The sequence below is a fragment of the Ancylobacter sp. TW_SC_1 genome, from assembly GCF_056836805.1.
On sequence record NZ_CM166365.1, the window covers coordinates 2039283 to 2055613 of the forward strand.

Below are 16331 nucleotides of genomic sequence, written 5' to 3' on the forward strand. Positions count from 1 at the left end.
CAGGGCGGCACCTGGGGCGCCGCCCCAATCTGTGGAGCGCCAGCCGACGCGCATCAGGCCTGGCGGAAGCGTTCCCACTCCGCCTCGATCGCCTGGATGCTGGTCGGCGCGGCATTCTGCCAGAACAGCGGGGCGGCGAACTTCTTCTCGATCTTGGCGATGTTGGCCTTGATCGACTCGATGTCTTCGGCCGGCATCTTCTGCGCCTCGGCATAGGCGAGGCCGGCCATCGCGTTGGCGGTGGCGTAGCCGCGCAGCACGGCGATCTGCGCCGCATAGGCGCCGCCGAGGAAGCCGGAGAGCGCCTTGGCGACGATTTCCGCCCGCGCGCCCGTGGCGGCTTCCTTCGGCACATAGGCGCAGATCATCCACTTGTTGTAGCCTTCCCTGGTGAAGGCGTAGCGCACATCCTTGCCCTGCTTGCGCAGTTCCTTCACCGCCGGCTCCCAGCAGTTGATCGCCACCACTTCCTTGCGGGCCATCAGGTCGACGGATTCCTCGAAGGTCGACCACAGGGCGCGGAACTGCCCGGCCTTCTTGCGCGCGATGAGGAAGTCGACGACCGCCTTGGCCTCGGCCGGCGTCATGTTGGACGGGTCGCCGATCGCCTGCCTGCCGGCGACCTTGAGATAGGTGGCCGCCATCGGCAGCGAGGTGAGCCAGGTGTTCTCGAGCGAGACCTTGCCGAGCGTCTTCTCGCTCTCGAACAGCAGCGCGTAGGAGAGCGGCTCCTCCTCGCCGATCGCCTCGGGGTAATAGGCGAAGGAATCGGCGTTCATCACCACCGGCATGCCGTACTGCTTGCCGTCCGGGCCCTGCGCCAGCGGCGAGTCCATCACCGCGGCGGGGGCCGCGCTCCAGCCCTTCACCTTGGCCGGGTCGATGGGGGCGAAGAAGCCCTTGGCGCCGAGCTCGTCCTCGATGCCGCCATCCATCAGGAAGATGTCGATGCGTTCGCCGGCGGCATTGGCCACCACTTCCTGGCGGAAGATGCCGGGGTCGGAATTGATGCCGGTGAACTCGACCTTGAGGCCGGTTTCCTTCTCGAAGGCGGACCAGTTGTCGAGCGCCGCCGTCTCGACGCCCATGATGCGCACGGTCGGCGTCTCGGCCCGCGCGCGCCCGATCAGCGCCGGGGTGGCGAGCACGGCGGCGCCGGCGACGGTGCCCTTGAGGACGGCGCGGCGGCTGAGGCCCGCCCGGGTCGGCGTGGTGAGGTCATGCCCGTTCATCTGCCTGTTCTCCTGGTTCTGGAAGGTTTTGGTGGTCGTCATCCCTCTGCGGGGACGCATCTGGCATCGCCGGCGGACCAGCCGATCCGCACGGTGTCGGAAGCGAGGTCGTCATCGGTCCAGGCGCGGGCGTGGATCGCGCCGAACCGGGTTTCCATCGCGACGTCGATGTATTTGCCCTTGTAGATCCGGGCGGTGATCCGCCCCTCGATGCTGTCGCCGGGGGGCGCCGCCGTGCCGCCGGCCGCCTGCAGGCGCAGCTTTTCGGCGCGCAGCAGCAGCGCGGCCTTCTGGCCAAGACGCGGCGTCTCGGCGCCGGTCCACAGCCCATGGAAGACGCCGCCCGGCGCGGTGATCTCGGCGACGCCGCCGGAAAAGCCGGAGACGGTGCCGTCGATGATGTTCTCCACGCCCATGAAGGAGCCGGCGAAGCGCGAGCAGGGCCGCTCGAACAGGTCGCGCGGCGTGCCTTCCTGCGCGATGCGCCCGCCGCGCATCAGCACGACGCGGTCGCTCATGGTGAGCGCCTCTTCCTGGCTGTGGGTGATGAAGACGAAGGTCATGCCCAGCCGGCGCTGCAGCTCCACCAGCTCGATCTGCATGTCGAGCCGCAGCCGCTCGTCGAGCGCGCCGAGCGGCTCGTCGAGCAGCAGCACGTCCGGCTCGGTCAGGATGGAGCGGGCGAGGGCGACGCGCTGGCGCTCGCCGCCGGAGAGCTGGTGGATGCGCCGGTCGTATTTGTCGGGCAGCCGCACCGTGGCCAGCGCCGCCTCGGCGCGCGTTCGGCGCTCGCTCGCCCCGACGCCGCGCAGCTTCAGCCCGTACTCCACGTTCTGGCCGACGCTCATATGCGGAAACAGGCCATAATGCTGGAAGACGGTGGTGACGTTGCGCTTGTGCGGCGGCAGGCCGAGCACATCCCTGCCGCCGATGCGCAGCGCGGCGACGGAAGTGGGATGGTCGAGGCCGGCGATGATGCGCAGCAGCGTGGTCTTGCCCGAGCCGCTCTGGCCCAGAATGGTGAGGAACTCGCCGCGCGCGGCGGTCACGGTCACGTCGTCCAGCCCCTTGACGGCGCCGAAGTCGCGAGAGGCGCGGATCACTTCCAGCGCCGGCGCATCGTTTGCTTTATCGCTCGGGGCGGGCATGGGCGCTTCCGACCAAGGGGCAGTACCTCACTGTTTCGCGGCGAGCCGGCGTCGGCATGGCAGGCGTGACATGCGTTCGATCCGAACTTGAGCCGCCGCATCACTTCGCTTAGCATGAATGCCATTCTGTGATCACTGATCGCAAAAAGCAACAAGAGGGATCTGCATGGCGACGAGAAAAGCCTCCGGCGGCGGCATGACGGGCGAAGCCGTCACGACCATGGAGCCTTTCCTGCTCTCGGTGCTCTCGTCGCGGCTCTCCGCCATCGTGCGCGAGATGAACGCGACCCTGATGAAGTCGAGCCGCTCGGCGGTCATCAAGAACGCGCGGGACTTCTCCTGCGGACTGCTGACCTACGACCACCGGCTGCTCTCGGTGGAGGACTGCATCCCCATCCACATCACCGCGCTCGACCTGACGACCAAGCCGATCACCGAATTCTTCGACGACATTCGGGAAGGCGACGCCTTCATCAACAACTGCCCCTATACGGGCAACACCCACCACGCCGACATGACGCTCTGCGTGCCGGTGTTCTGCGATGGCGAGCCGCTGTTCTGGACCCTGGCGCGCGCCCACCACGCCGACATCGGCGCGCCGATCCCCACCACCTACCTGCCGGAAGCCAAGACCATCTACGAGGAAGGCATCCACCTTCCCTGCGTGCGCATCCAGGAGAACTTCAGGGACAAGGCCGACATCATCCGCATGTGCCGGATGAAGATCCGCGTTTCCGATCTCTGGTACGGCGACTACCAGGCGCAGGTCGGCGCCTGCCGCGTCGGCGAGCGGCGGCTGAAGGAGCTGTGCGACCGCTATGGCCGCGCCACGGTGAAGGCCTTCATCGAGGAATGGATGGCCTATGGCGAGCGCCGGATGATTTCGGAAGTCCGCTCGCTGCCCAGGGGCACCTGGCGGTTCGAGACCCGCCACGATCCGGTGCCGAACGTCGCCGAGGACGGCATTCCGGTGCGCGTCACGCTCAGCATCGACCCGGACGAGGCGATGATCACGGTCGACGCCACCGACAATGTCGACTGCGTCCCCGGCGGGCTCAATCTCACGGAGGCCACCGCGTTGGCCGCCTGCCGCATCGGCGTGTTCTACAATCTCGATCCCGACCTGCCGCACAATGAAGGCAGCGCCTCGCGCATCCGCATCCTGCTGAAGGACGGCAGCGCGCTCGGGCGCCCGACCTATCCGGTCGGCACCTCGGTCGCCACCACCAACCTGACCAGCCGGCTGATCACGGCGGTGGCGAGCTGCTTCTCGCAGATCGGCGAGCCGCACGGCATGGGCGAGTTCGCCTATTCGCAGGCGCTCGGCGAGGCCGTCATCTCCGGCACCGACCCCACGCAGGGCGATCCGGCCATGGGCGGGCAACCCTATGTGAACCAGATCTTCCTCGGCTATGGCGGCAGCGCCGGCCTCTCCGGCTATGACGGCTGGCTGCTCTCCGGCGCGGGCTGCGACGGCGGGCAGATGTCGGTCGATTCGGTCGAGATCAACGAGGCGATGTACCCGATGCTGGTCGAGGAGCGGCGCGTCGCCGTCGATTCCGGCGGGCCGGGCGAATTTGACGGCGCGCCGGGCATCGAAGGCACCTATCGCCCGCTCGCCGGGCGGATGACGGTCTATTGGGGCAGCGACGGCGACATCGCCCCGGCGCGCGGCGTGCGCGGCGGCGGCGACGCGGCGACCTCCGGCAACTGGCATCGCGACAGCACCGGCACGGTGACGCAGCTCGTGACCTTCGGCGACGTCACCATCGGTCCCGACGAGGCGGTGCTGTTCCGGGCCTGCGGCGGCGGCGGCTATGGCGATCCGCTGGCGCGGGCGCCGGAGAAGGTGCTCCGCTCGGTGCGGCGCGGCTGGATCTCGCCCGCGCGCGCCCGCGACGTCCATGGTGTCGTCGTCCGCCCGAGCACCGGCATCGGCGGCTGGGAGCTCGACGCGCCCGCGACCGCCGAACGGCGCGCCGCCCGCTCCCCTTCCTCCTGACGATCCGGACGGATTTCCCCGATGAGCTTTTCCATCGCCATCGATATTGGCGGCACTTTCACCGACTGCATCGTCGAGGACGGGCAGGGCGAACTCCACATCTTCAAGGCCTCGTCGACGCCGCCGGACTTCGAGACCGGCTTCATGAACGCGCTGAAGCTGGCGGCCGAACATTTCGGGCTGAGCCTCGCCGACTTCCTCGGCCAGACCGGGCGCATCGTGCACGGCTCGACGGTCTCGACCAACGCGCTGGTCGAGCGCAAGGCGGCGCGCACCGGCTTCCTGTGCAATGCCGGGCACCCGGACATCCTCACCCTGCGCGAGGCGGTGCGCAAACCCGTCTTCAACTGGCGGCTCGACTTCCCCGATCCCTATGTCCTGCCGGCCGACACGATGGAGATCCGCGGCCGCATCAGCGCGCGCGGCGAGATCATCGCGCCGCTGCACGAGGACGACGTGCGCGAAGCGGCGCGCAGGCTGAAGGCCCAGGGCGTCGAGGCGATCGGCATCTGCTTCCTGTGGTCGATCGTCGACGGCAGCCATGAGCGGCGCGCCCGCGAGATCATCCACGAGGTCTGGCCGCAGGTGCCGGTCACGCTCAGCCACGAGTTGAACCCGATCGGGCGCGAATACCGCCGCGCCATCTCCACCGTGATCGACGCCTCGCTGCTGCCCATCGTCAGCGACTATGTGACGAAGCTGACCGGTGCGCTGGACGCGGCGGGCTTCCGCGACGAATTGCTGCTCGCCAATTGCGTGGGCGGCATGATGCCGCCGGGCGACCTGATCGCGCGGCCGATCTTCTCGGTGATGTCGGGCCCGACGCTGGCGCCCGTCGCCGCCCAGCAGCTCACCCCCGAGCCGAACGTCATCGTCGTCGACATGGGCGGCACCACCTTCGACGTGTCAGCGATCCGCGACGGGCATTTCATCGTCTCGCAGGAGGCGATGATCGGCGACGACATGCTGGGCATCCCGAAGATCGACGTGCGCTCGGTCGGCGCCGGCGGCGGCTCGATCGCCTCCATCGACGCGGGCGGCATGCTGCATGTCGGCCCGCACAGCTCGGGCGCGCGCCCCGGCCCGGCCTGCTACGGCCGCGGCGGGCAGCGCCCGACCGTCACCGACGCCAATGTCGTGCTCGGCATCCTCGATCCGGATTATTTCCTCGGCGGGCGGATGAAGCTCGACCGGGCGGCGGCCGAACAGGTCATCGGCGCGATCGCGACCGGGCTCGGCGTGTCGCTGGAGGAGGCGGCCTACGCCATCTACACCACCAGCAACAACGTCATGGTCGGCGCCATCGAGGACATGACGGTGAAGGAGGGCATCGACCCGCGCGACAGCTTCATGGTGGTCGGCGGCGGCGCGACGGCGGCGCATATCTGCGAGATCGCGCAGGAACTCGGCATTGCCCGGATGATGGTGCCGCGCTTCGCCGCCGGGCTCTCGGCCTATGGCGGCCTCATCTCCGACATTCGCTGGGAGGAGCAGGCGACGGCGTTCACCTCGTCGGCGGCGTTCGATCCGGCGCGGGTGAACCAGGTGATCGCCCGCCTCACCGAACGCGGCCGCGCCTTCCTCACGGAAGCCGGCGTGCCGGCCGAGCGCCAGCGCTTCGCCACCGTCTATCTCGGGCGCTACCAGTACCAGTCCTGGGAGATCGAGGTGCCGTTCGATCTGCCCGCCGGTGGCCTCGGCGCGGGCGACCTCGCGCCGATGGTGGCGGCCTTCCACGCCATGCACGAGCGCATCTATTCGGTGAAGGCCGAGACCGACGTGGTCGAGTTCACCACCTGGAAGGTGCGCGCCATCGGCCTCGCCCCCGAGCGGCCGGCGCGCGTCATCCGCCCGGCCCAGCAGGGTGCTCCGGTACCGAAGGCGGACCGTCGCGTCTATGTGCGCGAGGCGGGCGGCCTCATCGACTGCCCGGTCTATGCCGGCGCCGATCTCGGGGCCGGAGCCCGCGTGAACGGGCCGGCGGTGATCGAGGAGCCCACCACCACCATCATGCTGCTGCCGCGCTGGAGCGCGAGCGCCGACAGCGACGGCAATTACCGCCTCGAACTGAATTGAGAACCGGGCCGGGCGACCGGTTTCTTCCGGCAAAAAAAGGCCCCGGACATGCCGTCCGGGGCCTTTTCGCCTGGGAGGAGGCAGGCTCAGTGCGTCTTCGGCAGGGCGCCTTCGCGGGCGAGCTCGTCGGTCGCCGCGTCCACCGCCTTGCCCAGGCCCGTCACCAGCTCCTCGATATTGGCGCTCGTCAGGGTGAGCGGCGGCGACATGGCGATCATGTTGCCGAGCGGGCGGACGATCACGCCCTGCTCATAGGCCTTGGCGACAATGCGCGCGCCGACCTTCAGCGACAGGTCGAAGGGCTGCTTGGTCGTGCGGTCCGCCACCATCTCTACCGCCAGCATCAGGCCGACGCCGCGAATGTCGCCGACATGCGGGTGGTCGCCGATGCGCTTGTGCAGCGCCGCCTTGAGTTCCGCGCCGGCCCTGGCGGCATTGCCGACGAGATCCTCGCGCTCGACGATGTCGAGATTGGCCAGCGCCGCCGCCGCCGCCACCGGATGGGCGGAATAGGTGAAGCCGTGGGCGAAGGCCGCGACCTCGCCGGAGGTGTCCCTGAGCACATCCCAGATACGGTCCGAGATCACGCTGGCCGAGATCGGCTGGTAGCCCGAGGACAGGCCCTTGGCCATGGTCATGATGTCGGGGCGGATGCCGAAATGCGTCGTGCCGAAGGCCGAGCCAAGACGGCCAAAGCCGCAGATCACCTCGTCGGCGATCATCAGTATGTCGTAGCGGTCGAGCACCTCCTGCATCGCCGGGAAATAGCCCGCCGGCGGCACCAGCACGCCGCCCGTGCCCATCACCGGCTCGGCGATGAAGGCGGCGACGGTGTCCGGCCCCTCCTTGAGAATCAGCGCCTCCAGCTCGCTGGCGAGATAGGCGGTGAACTCCGCCTCGCTCATGCCCTCGGGCTTCTCGCGGTACTGATCGACCGAATGGGTGCGGATGATCTGCGGCAGCGGCAGGTCGAAGAACTGGTGGCAGTTGGTCAGCCCGGTGAGGCTGCCCGCGCCGATGGTGACGCCGTGATAGGCGCGGTTGCGCGAGATGATCTTCTTCTTCGCGGGCTTGCCGCGCATGTTGTTGTAGTACCAGACCAGCTTGATGTTGGTGTCGTTGGCATCCGAGCCGGAATTGCCGAAGAACACCTTGCTCATATGGTCCGGCGCCCAGCGCAGCACGCGGTCGGCGAGGCGGATCGAGGGCTCGTTGGCGATCGAGGTGAAGGAGTGGAAGAACGGCAGCGCCTGCGCCTGCCGCGTCATCGCGTCGACGATCTCCTGCCGGCCATAGCCGACATTGACGCACCAGAGCCCCGCCGCGCCGTCGAGATAGCGACGGCCCTTGCTGTCGGTGACATGGACGCCGGCGGCCGAGGCCATGATGCGCGGCCCGTTGGCGAGGTGGTCGCCAATGCTGGTGAAGGGGTGGAACAGGCTGCGCTTGTCCATCTCCTCAAGTGACATGTTGTGGTGCGGTTCGAGACTCATGCGCAGGCTCTCCGACTGGACGGCATGTTGAAGCAGGCTGCGTGGCACTATAAAGTGTGATCACTGATCTCGCAATTGAGAGGGGCTTAAAGTGCAGCGCAATTTCATCGGCGGGGCCTGGGTCGAGGGATCCGGCACCCTGCGGAACGTGAATCCGTCCGACATTTCCGATGTGGTCGACGAGTTCGCCCTCGCCACGCCGGCGCAGGTCGCCGAGGCGACGGCGGCCGCGCGGGCGGCGATTCCGGTGTGGGGAGCCATGACGCTGCAGGCGCGCAGCGAGGCGCTCGACGCCATCGGCACGGCGATCCTGGCGCGGCGCGAGCCGCTCGGCCGGCTGCTGTCGCGCGAGGAAGGCAAGCCGCTCGCCGACGGCATCGGCGAGGTCACCCGCGCCGGTCAGCTCTTCAAGTTCTATGCGGGCGAGGTCCTGCGCCTCGCCGGTGAGCGCCTGCCCTCCATCCGGGCGGGCGTCGAGGTGGAGGTGATGCCTGAGCCGGTCGGCGTCGTCGGGCTCATCACGCCGTGGAACTACCCGTCCTCGGTGCCGGCCAACAAGATCGCCCCCGCCATCGCCTATGGCAACGCGGTGGTGCTGAAGCCGTCCGAGCTGGTGCCCGCCAGCGCCGTGGCGCTGTTCGAGATCATGGAACAGGCGGGTCTTCCGGCGGGGCTGGTCAATCTCGTCATCGGCGGCGCGGAAGTGGGCGAGGCGCTGGCCTCCTCGCCGGAGATCAACGCCATCAGCTTCACCGGCTCCACCGTCACCGGCCGCAAGGTCGCCGCCCATGCGGTGGCCAACGGCGCGCGGGTGCAGCTCGAACTGGGCGGCAAGAACCCGCTGGTCGTGCTCGATGACGCGCCCTTCGACGTCGCGGTCGAATGCGCGGTGAACGGCGCCTTCTACCAGACCGGCCAGCGCTGCACGGCCTCCAGCCGGCTCATCGTCACCGAGGGTGTGCATGACCGCTTCGTCGCCGCGGTGGCGGAACGCGTGCGCGCGCTCAAGGTCGACCACGCGCTGGAACCCGGCACCCAGGTCGGCCCGGTGATCGACGCGCGCCAGCTGGCCAAGGACATGTCCTATATCGAGATCGCGCGCGGCGAGGGCGCCCGCCTGGTCGCCGGCGGCGAGCGGCTCAACCGCGCGACGGAAGGCTTTTATCTTTCCCCGGCGCTGTTCGCCGACACCCATCGCGACATGCGCATCAACCGCGAGGAAGTGTTCGGCCCGGTCGCCTCGGTCATTCGGGTGAAGGACTATGAGGAGGCGCTCGACGTCGCCAACGACACGGCCTACGGCCTCTCCGCCGGCATCTGCACGACGACGATGAAATACGCCCACCATTTCCGCCGCAACGTGAAGGCCGGCATGACCATGCTGAACCTGCCGACGGCGGGGGTGGACTATCATGTGCCGTTCGGCGGCACCAAGGCGTCGGGCTACGGGCCGAAGGAGCAGGGCCGCGCCGCCCGCGACTTCTTCACCCAGACCCGGACGTCCTACCTGCTGGAAGGCTGACGTTCCCGCCGGGCGCCGGCCGGCTCACTTGCCGGTCGGCGGCTCGCTGGCGGCCTCGGCGAACACCGCCGTCCGCTTGAGGAAGTCGGCGCCGCCGGCGACATCGGCTTCCATCGCCGCGCGCGCGGTATGCCCGTCGGCGCGGCGCAGCGCGTCGATGACGGCGTCGTACTGGTCGGTGTCGAGCTGGCCGCGAATATCGGCGGCGTAGTGGCGCATGAACGGGCCGATCTGCAGCCACAGCCGCTCGATCAGGTCTTCCAGCGCGGGAGCGCGGGCCGCCTTGAACACCGCGAACTTGAACTGCTGGTTCAGGCGAAGATAGGCGTCGGCATCGTCCGCCTGCGCCGCCTCGTGCAGCTCGCGGGCGACGAGCTGAAGCGCCTCGATCTCGTCGGGCGTGATGAGCCGCGCCGCCTTCTCCGTCGCGATGCCTTCCAGCAGCATGCGCAGCTCGATCAGCTCGTCGAACTGGTCGCGCGTCAGCAGCGGGATGGAAATCGTTCCGTTGGCCAGCGCCGTCACCGCCTTCTCGGCCGCGAGCCGGGCGAAGGCTGCCCGCACCGGCATGGTGCTGACGCCGAAGGCCGAGGAAATGGCCCGCACGGTCAGCTTCTGGCCGGGCTCGAAGCGCGCGGCGATGATGGCGGAACGAAGCTCGCGATGCACCCGCTCATGCAGCGGGTCCCTCTCGAGCTTTTCGAAGACGACGTGTTCGGTCATGAGGTCCGAAGGGCGCTTTGCGCCTCTTGACTGGATGCGGCCACGATTGGCGATCTTGTGATCACTAATCTAGGCGGTTTCCGAGGCGGATGCCACCCATGGGCGGCGGCGGCAAGGCCCGTCCGCGCCGCGTCCGCCCGGGCTCAGGATGCGGCGGCGGCCGTGCACACCGGCAAGGTTCGCGCCATTCGGCAAGACGGCGGAGCGGGTCGAGGCGATACAGGCGGCACGTTTCGGAGCCGTAGCCATGACCCAGTTCACCATCACTCTCGAACGCACCGTCACGACGCGCGAAGTCGGTCAGGTCACCGTCGACGCCACCGATCTCGGTGCGGCCGAACGCCTCGCGCGCGGCCGGGTGCGTGGCAGCCCGTCGCTCGACATCGACTGGCAGGTCGATATGGAGGAGGCGGGCCGCGTCGTCGTGATCGACGTCGAGGAACAGGACGGCGCCGGCTCGCGGGCGGCGTGAGCGCGCGCCGCCCGGCGGGGGCTCAGGGCAGGAAGGTGAACGTGCCGACCTCGCAGACATTCACCTTGCGCTTGATGGCGGTGTCGCCGTCGACGAAGACCGCCTTGAAGTCGTAGATGCAGGCATCCGTGCCGTCGTCGATATCGGCTTCCAGGACCTCGCCATTCTGCAGCGTGTCGTTGTCCAGCATGTCCTCTTCCCAGCTGTCCTCGTCGACGGCCGAGGCGAAGAAGCTGGTCATGGTGTAGCCGGTCTTGTTGATGATATCGACCCGGCGGTCCTTGGCGGCGGACGGGGCGGCGGCGAGCGCGCAGAATGCGGCGGCGATGAGCAGACGGGCGATCATGTGAGATCCTGAGGGTCGGAGCGCGGTGCGCGCTGGCAACCGGTTTATCGCTCACCCGGAGGGGCGGGCGCAATGCGGGGATCACGCGGCGTCCGCACCATTTTGCGCCGTCGGGCGGCATGTCCATGTTGCGATGCAGCATGGAGACGGTTACGGTACCGACCTCCCGTTGCAAAGGCGTGCCCCGTGCCCCCTGCGAATGTGCCCCCCACGAATCCGCCCCGTGCGAAATCTGCCGCCTCCGCGCGTCGTGCCTCGGGGGCCGGCGGCGCGCCTTCCGGCGAGGCGGCGACGGAAGCGGCCAGCGGCCGGGAGCCGGTGCTGATCGACCTCGCGCTGCAGGGCGGCGGCTCGCATGGCGCCTTCACCTGGGGTGTGCTCGACCGGCTGCTGGAGGAGGAGTGGCTGCGCATCGACGGCGTTTCCGGCACCTCGGCCGGGGCGATGAACGCGGCGGTGATGGCGGATGGCTATGCGGCCGGCGGCGCCGCCGGGGCCCGCGTCGCGCTCGAAGCCTACTGGCGGCATGTGTCGGACGCCGCCCGCTTCTCGCCGTTCCAGCGCGGCCCCATGGACGTGCTGCTGGGGCGCTGGTCGCTCGACAACTCGCCGCTTTTCGTCGCCATGGACCTGATGTCGCGGCTCTATTCGCCCTACGACCTCAACCCGAGCGGCTCCAACCCGCTGCGTGCGATCCTGGAGAAGGCGATCGATTTCGACCGGCTGAAGACCTCGCCGATCAAGGTCTTCATCACCGCCACCAATGTTCGCACCGGCCGGGGGCGGGTGTTCCGCAACGCCGAGATCACGCCGGACGTGCTGCTCGCCTCGGCCTGCCTGCCGACCCTGTTCCAGGCGGTGGAGATCGACGGCGAGAACTACTGGGACGGCGGCTATTCCGGCAATCCGACCATGACGCCGCTGGTGCGCGAACTGGAATCCGACGACACCATCCTCATCCCGATCAATCCCATCGAGCGCCCCGGCACGCCGCGCACCGCCGCCGAGATCCTCAACCGGCTGAACGAGGTGTCGTTCAACTCGGCGCTGCTCAAGGAGCTGCGCATGATCGCCCTGCTGCGGCAGGTCGCCGATCCCGGCAACAGCGAGGGCGCGCAATGGGCGAAGATGCGCATCCATCTGGTGCGCAACGAGATCATGGCGACGCTCGGCTATTCCTCCAAGCTCAATGCCGAGTGGGAGTTCCTCAGCATGCTGCGTGACGAGGGCCGCAAGGCCGCCACCGCCTTCCTCGCAGCCGATGCCGACAACATCGGCAAGCGGTCCTCGGTCGACCTCGACATCCTGCTGGAAGGGGTGTGACCGATGGGCCTGCTCGGCATCCTGCTCGGCCTTGGGCTGCTCGTCTGGTTCGCCTATCGCGGCTGGAGCGTGCTGCTGCTGGCGCCGGTCTCGGCGCTCATCGCCGCCCTGCTGTCGGGCGAGCCGCTGCTGGCCAACTGGACGCAGACCTTCATGGGCAGCGCGGCGAGCTTCGTCGGGCAGTTCTTTCCGCTGTTCCTGCTCGGCGCGCTGTTCGGCAAGTTGATGGAGGATTCGGGCTCGGTCGGCGCCATCGCCGATTTCATGACCGCGAAGCTGGGCGCCAAGCGCGCCATCCTCGCCGTGGTACTGGCCGGCGCCATCGTCACCTATGGCGGCGTCAGCCTGTTCGTCGCCCTGTTCGTGCTGGCGCCGATGGCCGAGGCGCTGTTCCGCGTCGCCGACATCCCGCGCCGGCTGATGCCGCCGGCCATCGCGCTCGGCACCTTCACCTTCACCATGATGGCGCTGCCCGGCACGCCGGCGATCCAGAACGCCATTCCGATGCCGTTCTTCGGTACCACGCCCTTCGCCGCGCCCGGTCTCGGCATCATCGCCTCGGCGATCATGCTCGGCTTCGGCCTGTGGTGGCTGGCCCGCGCCGAAACGGCCGCGCGCCGCGCCGGCGAGGGCTTCGGCGACGGCACGGCATGCGTCAACGGCGCGCTCGACGATCCGCTGCTGCGCGAGCGCGCCACCACGGCGCGCGAGTTCGATCCCGCCGAGATCACCCACGGACAGCTGAGCGCCGAGCGTCCGGGCATCGTGTTCGCCGCATTGCCGCTGGCGCTGGTGATCGTCGTCAACCTGCTGATGTCCTTCGTCATCCTGCCGCGCCTCGATTTCGGCTTCCTCGCCGAGGAGCGCTGGGGGGCCGTGCCGTTCGCGGCGGTCAGCGGCGTGTGGTCGGTCGCCGTGGCGCTGATCGTCGCCATTCTCGCCACGCTCGCCATCAACCGGCGCCGCCTGCTCAAGCTGCGCGAGACCATGGACGCCGGCGCCAACGCCTCGGTGCTGCCGATCTTCAGCGTGGCGAGCCTCGTCGGCTTCGGCGCGGTGGTGGCCGGGCTGCCGGCCTTCGCGCTGGTGCGCGACTGGGTGCTGTCGATCGACGGCGGCCCGCTGGTCTCGCTCGCCATCGCCACCAACATCCTCGCCGCGCTGACAGGCTCGGCCTCCGGCGGCCTCACCATCGCGCTCGATGCGCTCGGCGCGACCTATCTGCAGCGCGCCGCCGAGCTGGGCATCGATCCGGCGCTGCTGCACCGCGTGGCGGTGATGAGCGCGGGCACGCTCGACAGCCTGCCGCACAGCGGCGCGGTGGTGACGCTGCTCGCCGTCTGCGGCGCCACGCCCAGGCAGAGCTATCTCGACATCGTCATGGTTGCTATCGTCGGTGCCATCGTGGCACTCGTCGCGGTCATCGCCCTCGGCTCGATGGTTGGCAGCTTCTGAGGAGGGCCCGTCGGGACCGTCTCTCGCGAGGGAGACGGTCTTTCGTGTGTCGGTACCTGCGGAGCGACGATGACGTCCTTACAGATTTCGGGCCTGTTGACCTTCACCATCGCCATCGTCGTCTTCTTCGTCGGCTCGGGGATCAATCGCGCGGTGCCGCCGCTGCGCGCCTGGAACATTCCCGAGGCCGTCACCGGCGGCCTTCTCGCGGCGCTGGCGACGCTGGCGGCCTACAAGCTGCTCGACGCCGAAATCGCCTTCGATCTCGCCGCGCGGGACATGCTGCTGCTGTATTTCTTCACCGGCATCGGCCTTAATGCCCGCGTCGACGACCTGATCGCCGGCGGCCGCCCGCTGGTGATCCTGCTGGTGCTCACCGTGGCCTATCTGATCATCCAGAACCTGATCGCCATCGGCGCCGTCGGGGTGCTCGATCTGCCCGAGGGGCTCGCCGTGTTCCTCGGCTCGGCCTCGCTGATCGGCGGCCACGGCACCACCATCGCCTGGGCGCCGCTGATCTCCGAACGCTTCGGCGTCGCCAATGCGATGGAGGTCGGCATCGCCACCGCGACGCTCGGCCTCGTGCTGGCCAGCCTCGCCGGCGGCCCCATCGCCCGCCACCTGATCCTGCGCTACCGCCTGAAGAGCCCGCCCGGGCAGGAGGCGGTCGTCGGCCTGCCGGCCAAGGCCGATCGCAAGACCTCCGACGACATCAGCCATGTCAGCCTGCTGCGTACCGTGCTGGTGCTGAACGTCGCCATCCTGATCGCCTTCGCGCTCGAGGAAGGGGTCGAGCAGACCGGCATCAAGCTGCCGATGTTCGTCGTCTGCCTGCTGGTCGGCATCGTGCTGACCAACACCGTGCCGCGCCTCTTCCCGCGCCTCGAATGGCCGACCCGCACGCGCGCGCTGGCGCTGGTGTCCGATCTGGCGCTGAACGTGTTCCTCGCCATGTCGCTGATGAGCATGCAGCTCTGGAGCATTGGCGGGCTCGGCCTCGCCCTCGCCATCGTCCTCGCCGTGCAGACCCTGGTGGCGGTGGCCTACATCATCTTCGTGGTGTTCCCGCTCATGGGGCGGGACTATCAGGCGGCGGTCATCTCGGCCGGCTTCACCGGCATCAGCCTCGGCGCCACGCCGACCGCCATCGCCAACATGACGGCGGTCACCAAGACGCACGGCCCTTCGCCGCGCGCCTTCATCATCCTGCCGCTGGTCTCGGCCTTCTTCATCGACATCGTCAACGCCGCGGTGATCGGCTTCCTGGTGCGCTGAGGCGGGGCTCAGTCGGCGCCGGGATCCTCCACGGTCTCGCTCACCGTGCGGCCGAAGCGCTCCATCTGCCCCTGATAGGTGCGGCGCGTATTCGGGTCGATCACCGCGATCGGCGCGCTCAGCGCCAGGCCGGCGGCGCCGCCGACCGTCTGGCCGACGCCCATGGCGCCGGCGGCGATGCGGTCGCCGAGGCTGACCTCGGAATCGGTGACGGTCTGGCCGTTCACCAGCCGCTGGCCGATCAGCTGCACCACCTCCGGCGAGGAAGCGAAGCGGCCGTGGTTGAGCGAATCGCCGCTGCGCATGGCGGTGAGGTCGATCACCACGATGCCCGACTTCTCCAGTTCGCCGTAGAACTTCTGGGTATCGATCAGCCCGAGCCGGTCGACGCCGCCGGCGATGCGGCGGGAGACCTGCAGGGCGCGGTCGTCCTGCGAGACGAAGAGCGTGAAGCGTGCCCTCGGTCCTTCGAGCGCGCGCCATTGCGAGGCGAACACGTCGACGTCGACGTCCGGCGAGGCGAGGATGACGTTGCTGATCTTGCCCGGCAGCTTGCCGCTGCGGATCGCCATCTGGCGCAGGCCCTCCATGGCGAGCCACGCGCCCATGGAGTGGGCCATGATGGTCACGTCCTCCACGCGCGGGTCGTTGACGACCTGCCAGACCGTCTGCTCGAAGGCGTCGCGCGAGAAGATCGTGCTCTCGCGGTCGAACAGATAGTCGAACACCCGGGCGCGCGAGGGCCAGGTGAACAGCACCGGCGCCACTTCCGAGCCGGAATCATGGACGATCTGGGCGAAGCGATAGACCGCGTCCTCGAAGCGGTTGTTGAAGCCGTGCACGAAGATCAGCACGCGCCGGCTCGGCGGCAGGTGCGCGTCGAGCCAGCCCCTGGCCGCCTTGACGCTCGGCAGCGGCTTCACGTCGAGGGTGGCGAAATCGGTTTCCGGGTTGGGCGGCAGGCTGCGCGGCCACTGCACCTCGCCGATCTGCCGCCGGCTGTCCGGCGGGATGGACACGGTGAAGGCGTCGAGCGACACGCCCGCGCCGCGCTCGCCGGTATAAAGGGTCGCGGGGTCGGTGGAGGGCTCGCGCGTGGTCGCGACGAGCAGGTCGACCTTGGTGGCGTCGGGCGAGGCCGCCTCCACGGGCGTCAGCACCCCCACCGGTCTTCCGGCACACCCGACGCACAGCGCGCATGCCAACGCAAGAAACACCAGACGCATTCAGCCTCCGTCGGGCTCCGGCCCAGGACGTCCGGTCA

The 16331-nt window shown here is 68.9% G+C and carries 13 protein-coding genes; 7 read left to right on the forward strand and 6 right to left on the reverse strand.

Annotated elements, in window-relative coordinates:
- Positions 1 to 53: 53 nt before the first annotated feature.
- Both AC1PZ7_RS09390 and AC1PZ7_RS09395 read right to left on the reverse strand, forming a co-directional pair.
- Positions 54 to 1232 carry an ABC transporter substrate-binding protein gene (locus AC1PZ7_RS09390; RefSeq protein WP_482359200.1) on the reverse strand — a complete coding sequence of 393 codons (1179 nt, stop codon included), beginning with the start codon at positions 1230 to 1232 and terminating at the stop codon, positions 54 to 56.
- A gap of 38 nt (positions 1233 to 1270) precedes the next feature.
- Positions 1271 to 2380, reverse strand: coding sequence for an ABC transporter ATP-binding protein (locus AC1PZ7_RS09395; RefSeq protein WP_482359201.1), 1110 nt, complete (start codon positions 2378 to 2380; stop codon positions 1271 to 1273).
- Between the two features lie 166 nt (positions 2381 to 2546).
- Here AC1PZ7_RS09395 and AC1PZ7_RS09400 point away from each other — a divergent pair, with 166 nt between their 5' ends.
- Both AC1PZ7_RS09400 and AC1PZ7_RS09405 read left to right on the forward strand, forming a co-directional pair.
- Positions 2547 to 4382, forward strand: coding sequence for a hydantoinase B/oxoprolinase family protein (locus AC1PZ7_RS09400; protein WP_482359202.1), 1836 nt, complete (start codon positions 2547 to 2549; stop codon positions 4380 to 4382).
- A 21-nt stretch (positions 4383 to 4403) separates the two neighbouring features.
- A complete protein-coding gene (locus AC1PZ7_RS09405; protein WP_482359203.1) occupies positions 4404 to 6458 on the forward strand; it encodes a hydantoinase/oxoprolinase family protein in 2055 nt (684 codons plus the stop codon).
- Between the two features lie 86 nt (positions 6459 to 6544).
- Here AC1PZ7_RS09405 and AC1PZ7_RS09410 read toward each other — a convergent pair whose 3' ends face one another.
- Entirely contained in the window at positions 6545 to 7951 is a 1407-nt protein-coding gene (locus AC1PZ7_RS09410; protein ID WP_482359204.1) for an aminotransferase, read from the reverse strand.
- A 91-nt stretch (positions 7952 to 8042) separates the two neighbouring features.
- Here AC1PZ7_RS09410 and AC1PZ7_RS09415 point away from each other — a divergent pair, with 91 nt between their 5' ends.
- A complete protein-coding gene (locus AC1PZ7_RS09415) occupies positions 8043 to 9473 on the forward strand; it encodes an aldehyde dehydrogenase family protein (protein WP_482359205.1) in 1431 nt (476 codons plus the stop codon).
- Positions 9474 to 9497: 24 nt separating this feature from the next.
- Here the strand turns inward: AC1PZ7_RS09415 and AC1PZ7_RS09420 are convergent, their stop codons facing one another.
- Positions 9498 to 10196, reverse strand: a complete 699-nt coding sequence (locus AC1PZ7_RS09420) for a GntR family transcriptional regulator (RefSeq protein ID WP_482359206.1) — start codon at positions 10194 to 10196, stop codon at positions 9498 to 9500.
- A gap of 247 nt (positions 10197 to 10443) precedes the next feature.
- Here AC1PZ7_RS09420 and AC1PZ7_RS09425 point away from each other — a divergent pair, with 247 nt between their 5' ends.
- Entirely contained in the window at positions 10444 to 10668 is a 225-nt protein-coding gene (locus AC1PZ7_RS09425; RefSeq protein ID WP_482359207.1) for a hypothetical protein, read from the forward strand.
- Between the two features lie 22 nt (positions 10669 to 10690).
- Here the strand turns inward: AC1PZ7_RS09425 and AC1PZ7_RS09430 are convergent, their stop codons facing one another.
- Complete coding sequence (locus tag AC1PZ7_RS09430; RefSeq protein WP_482359208.1) at positions 10691 to 11014, reverse strand: hypothetical protein; 324 nt, start codon at positions 11012 to 11014, stop codon at positions 10691 to 10693.
- A 318-nt stretch (positions 11015 to 11332) separates the two neighbouring features.
- Between AC1PZ7_RS09430 and AC1PZ7_RS09435 the strand changes: the two genes are divergently transcribed.
- From AC1PZ7_RS09435 to gltS, 3 genes are all read left to right on the forward strand, one after another.
- Positions 11333 to 12337 (forward strand): patatin-like phospholipase family protein, encoded by a 1005-nt coding sequence (locus AC1PZ7_RS09435; RefSeq protein WP_482359209.1) that lies wholly within the window; start codon positions 11333 to 11335, stop codon positions 12335 to 12337.
- 3 nt (positions 12338 to 12340) lie between these two features.
- Complete coding sequence (locus AC1PZ7_RS09440; RefSeq protein WP_482359210.1) at positions 12341 to 13792, forward strand: GntP family permease; 1452 nt, start codon at positions 12341 to 12343, stop codon at positions 13790 to 13792.
- 69 nt (positions 13793 to 13861) lie between these two features.
- Entirely contained in the window at positions 13862 to 15067 is a 1206-nt protein-coding gene (gene gltS / locus AC1PZ7_RS09445) for a sodium/glutamate symporter (protein WP_482359211.1), read from the forward strand.
- An 8-nt stretch (positions 15068 to 15075) separates the two neighbouring features.
- Here the strand turns inward: gltS and AC1PZ7_RS09450 are convergent, their stop codons facing one another.
- On the reverse strand, positions 15076 to 16293 hold the full coding sequence (locus AC1PZ7_RS09450; RefSeq protein WP_482359212.1) for an alpha/beta hydrolase: 1218 nt from the start codon (positions 16291 to 16293) through the stop codon (positions 15076 to 15078).
- Positions 16294 to 16331: the final 38 nt, after the last annotated feature.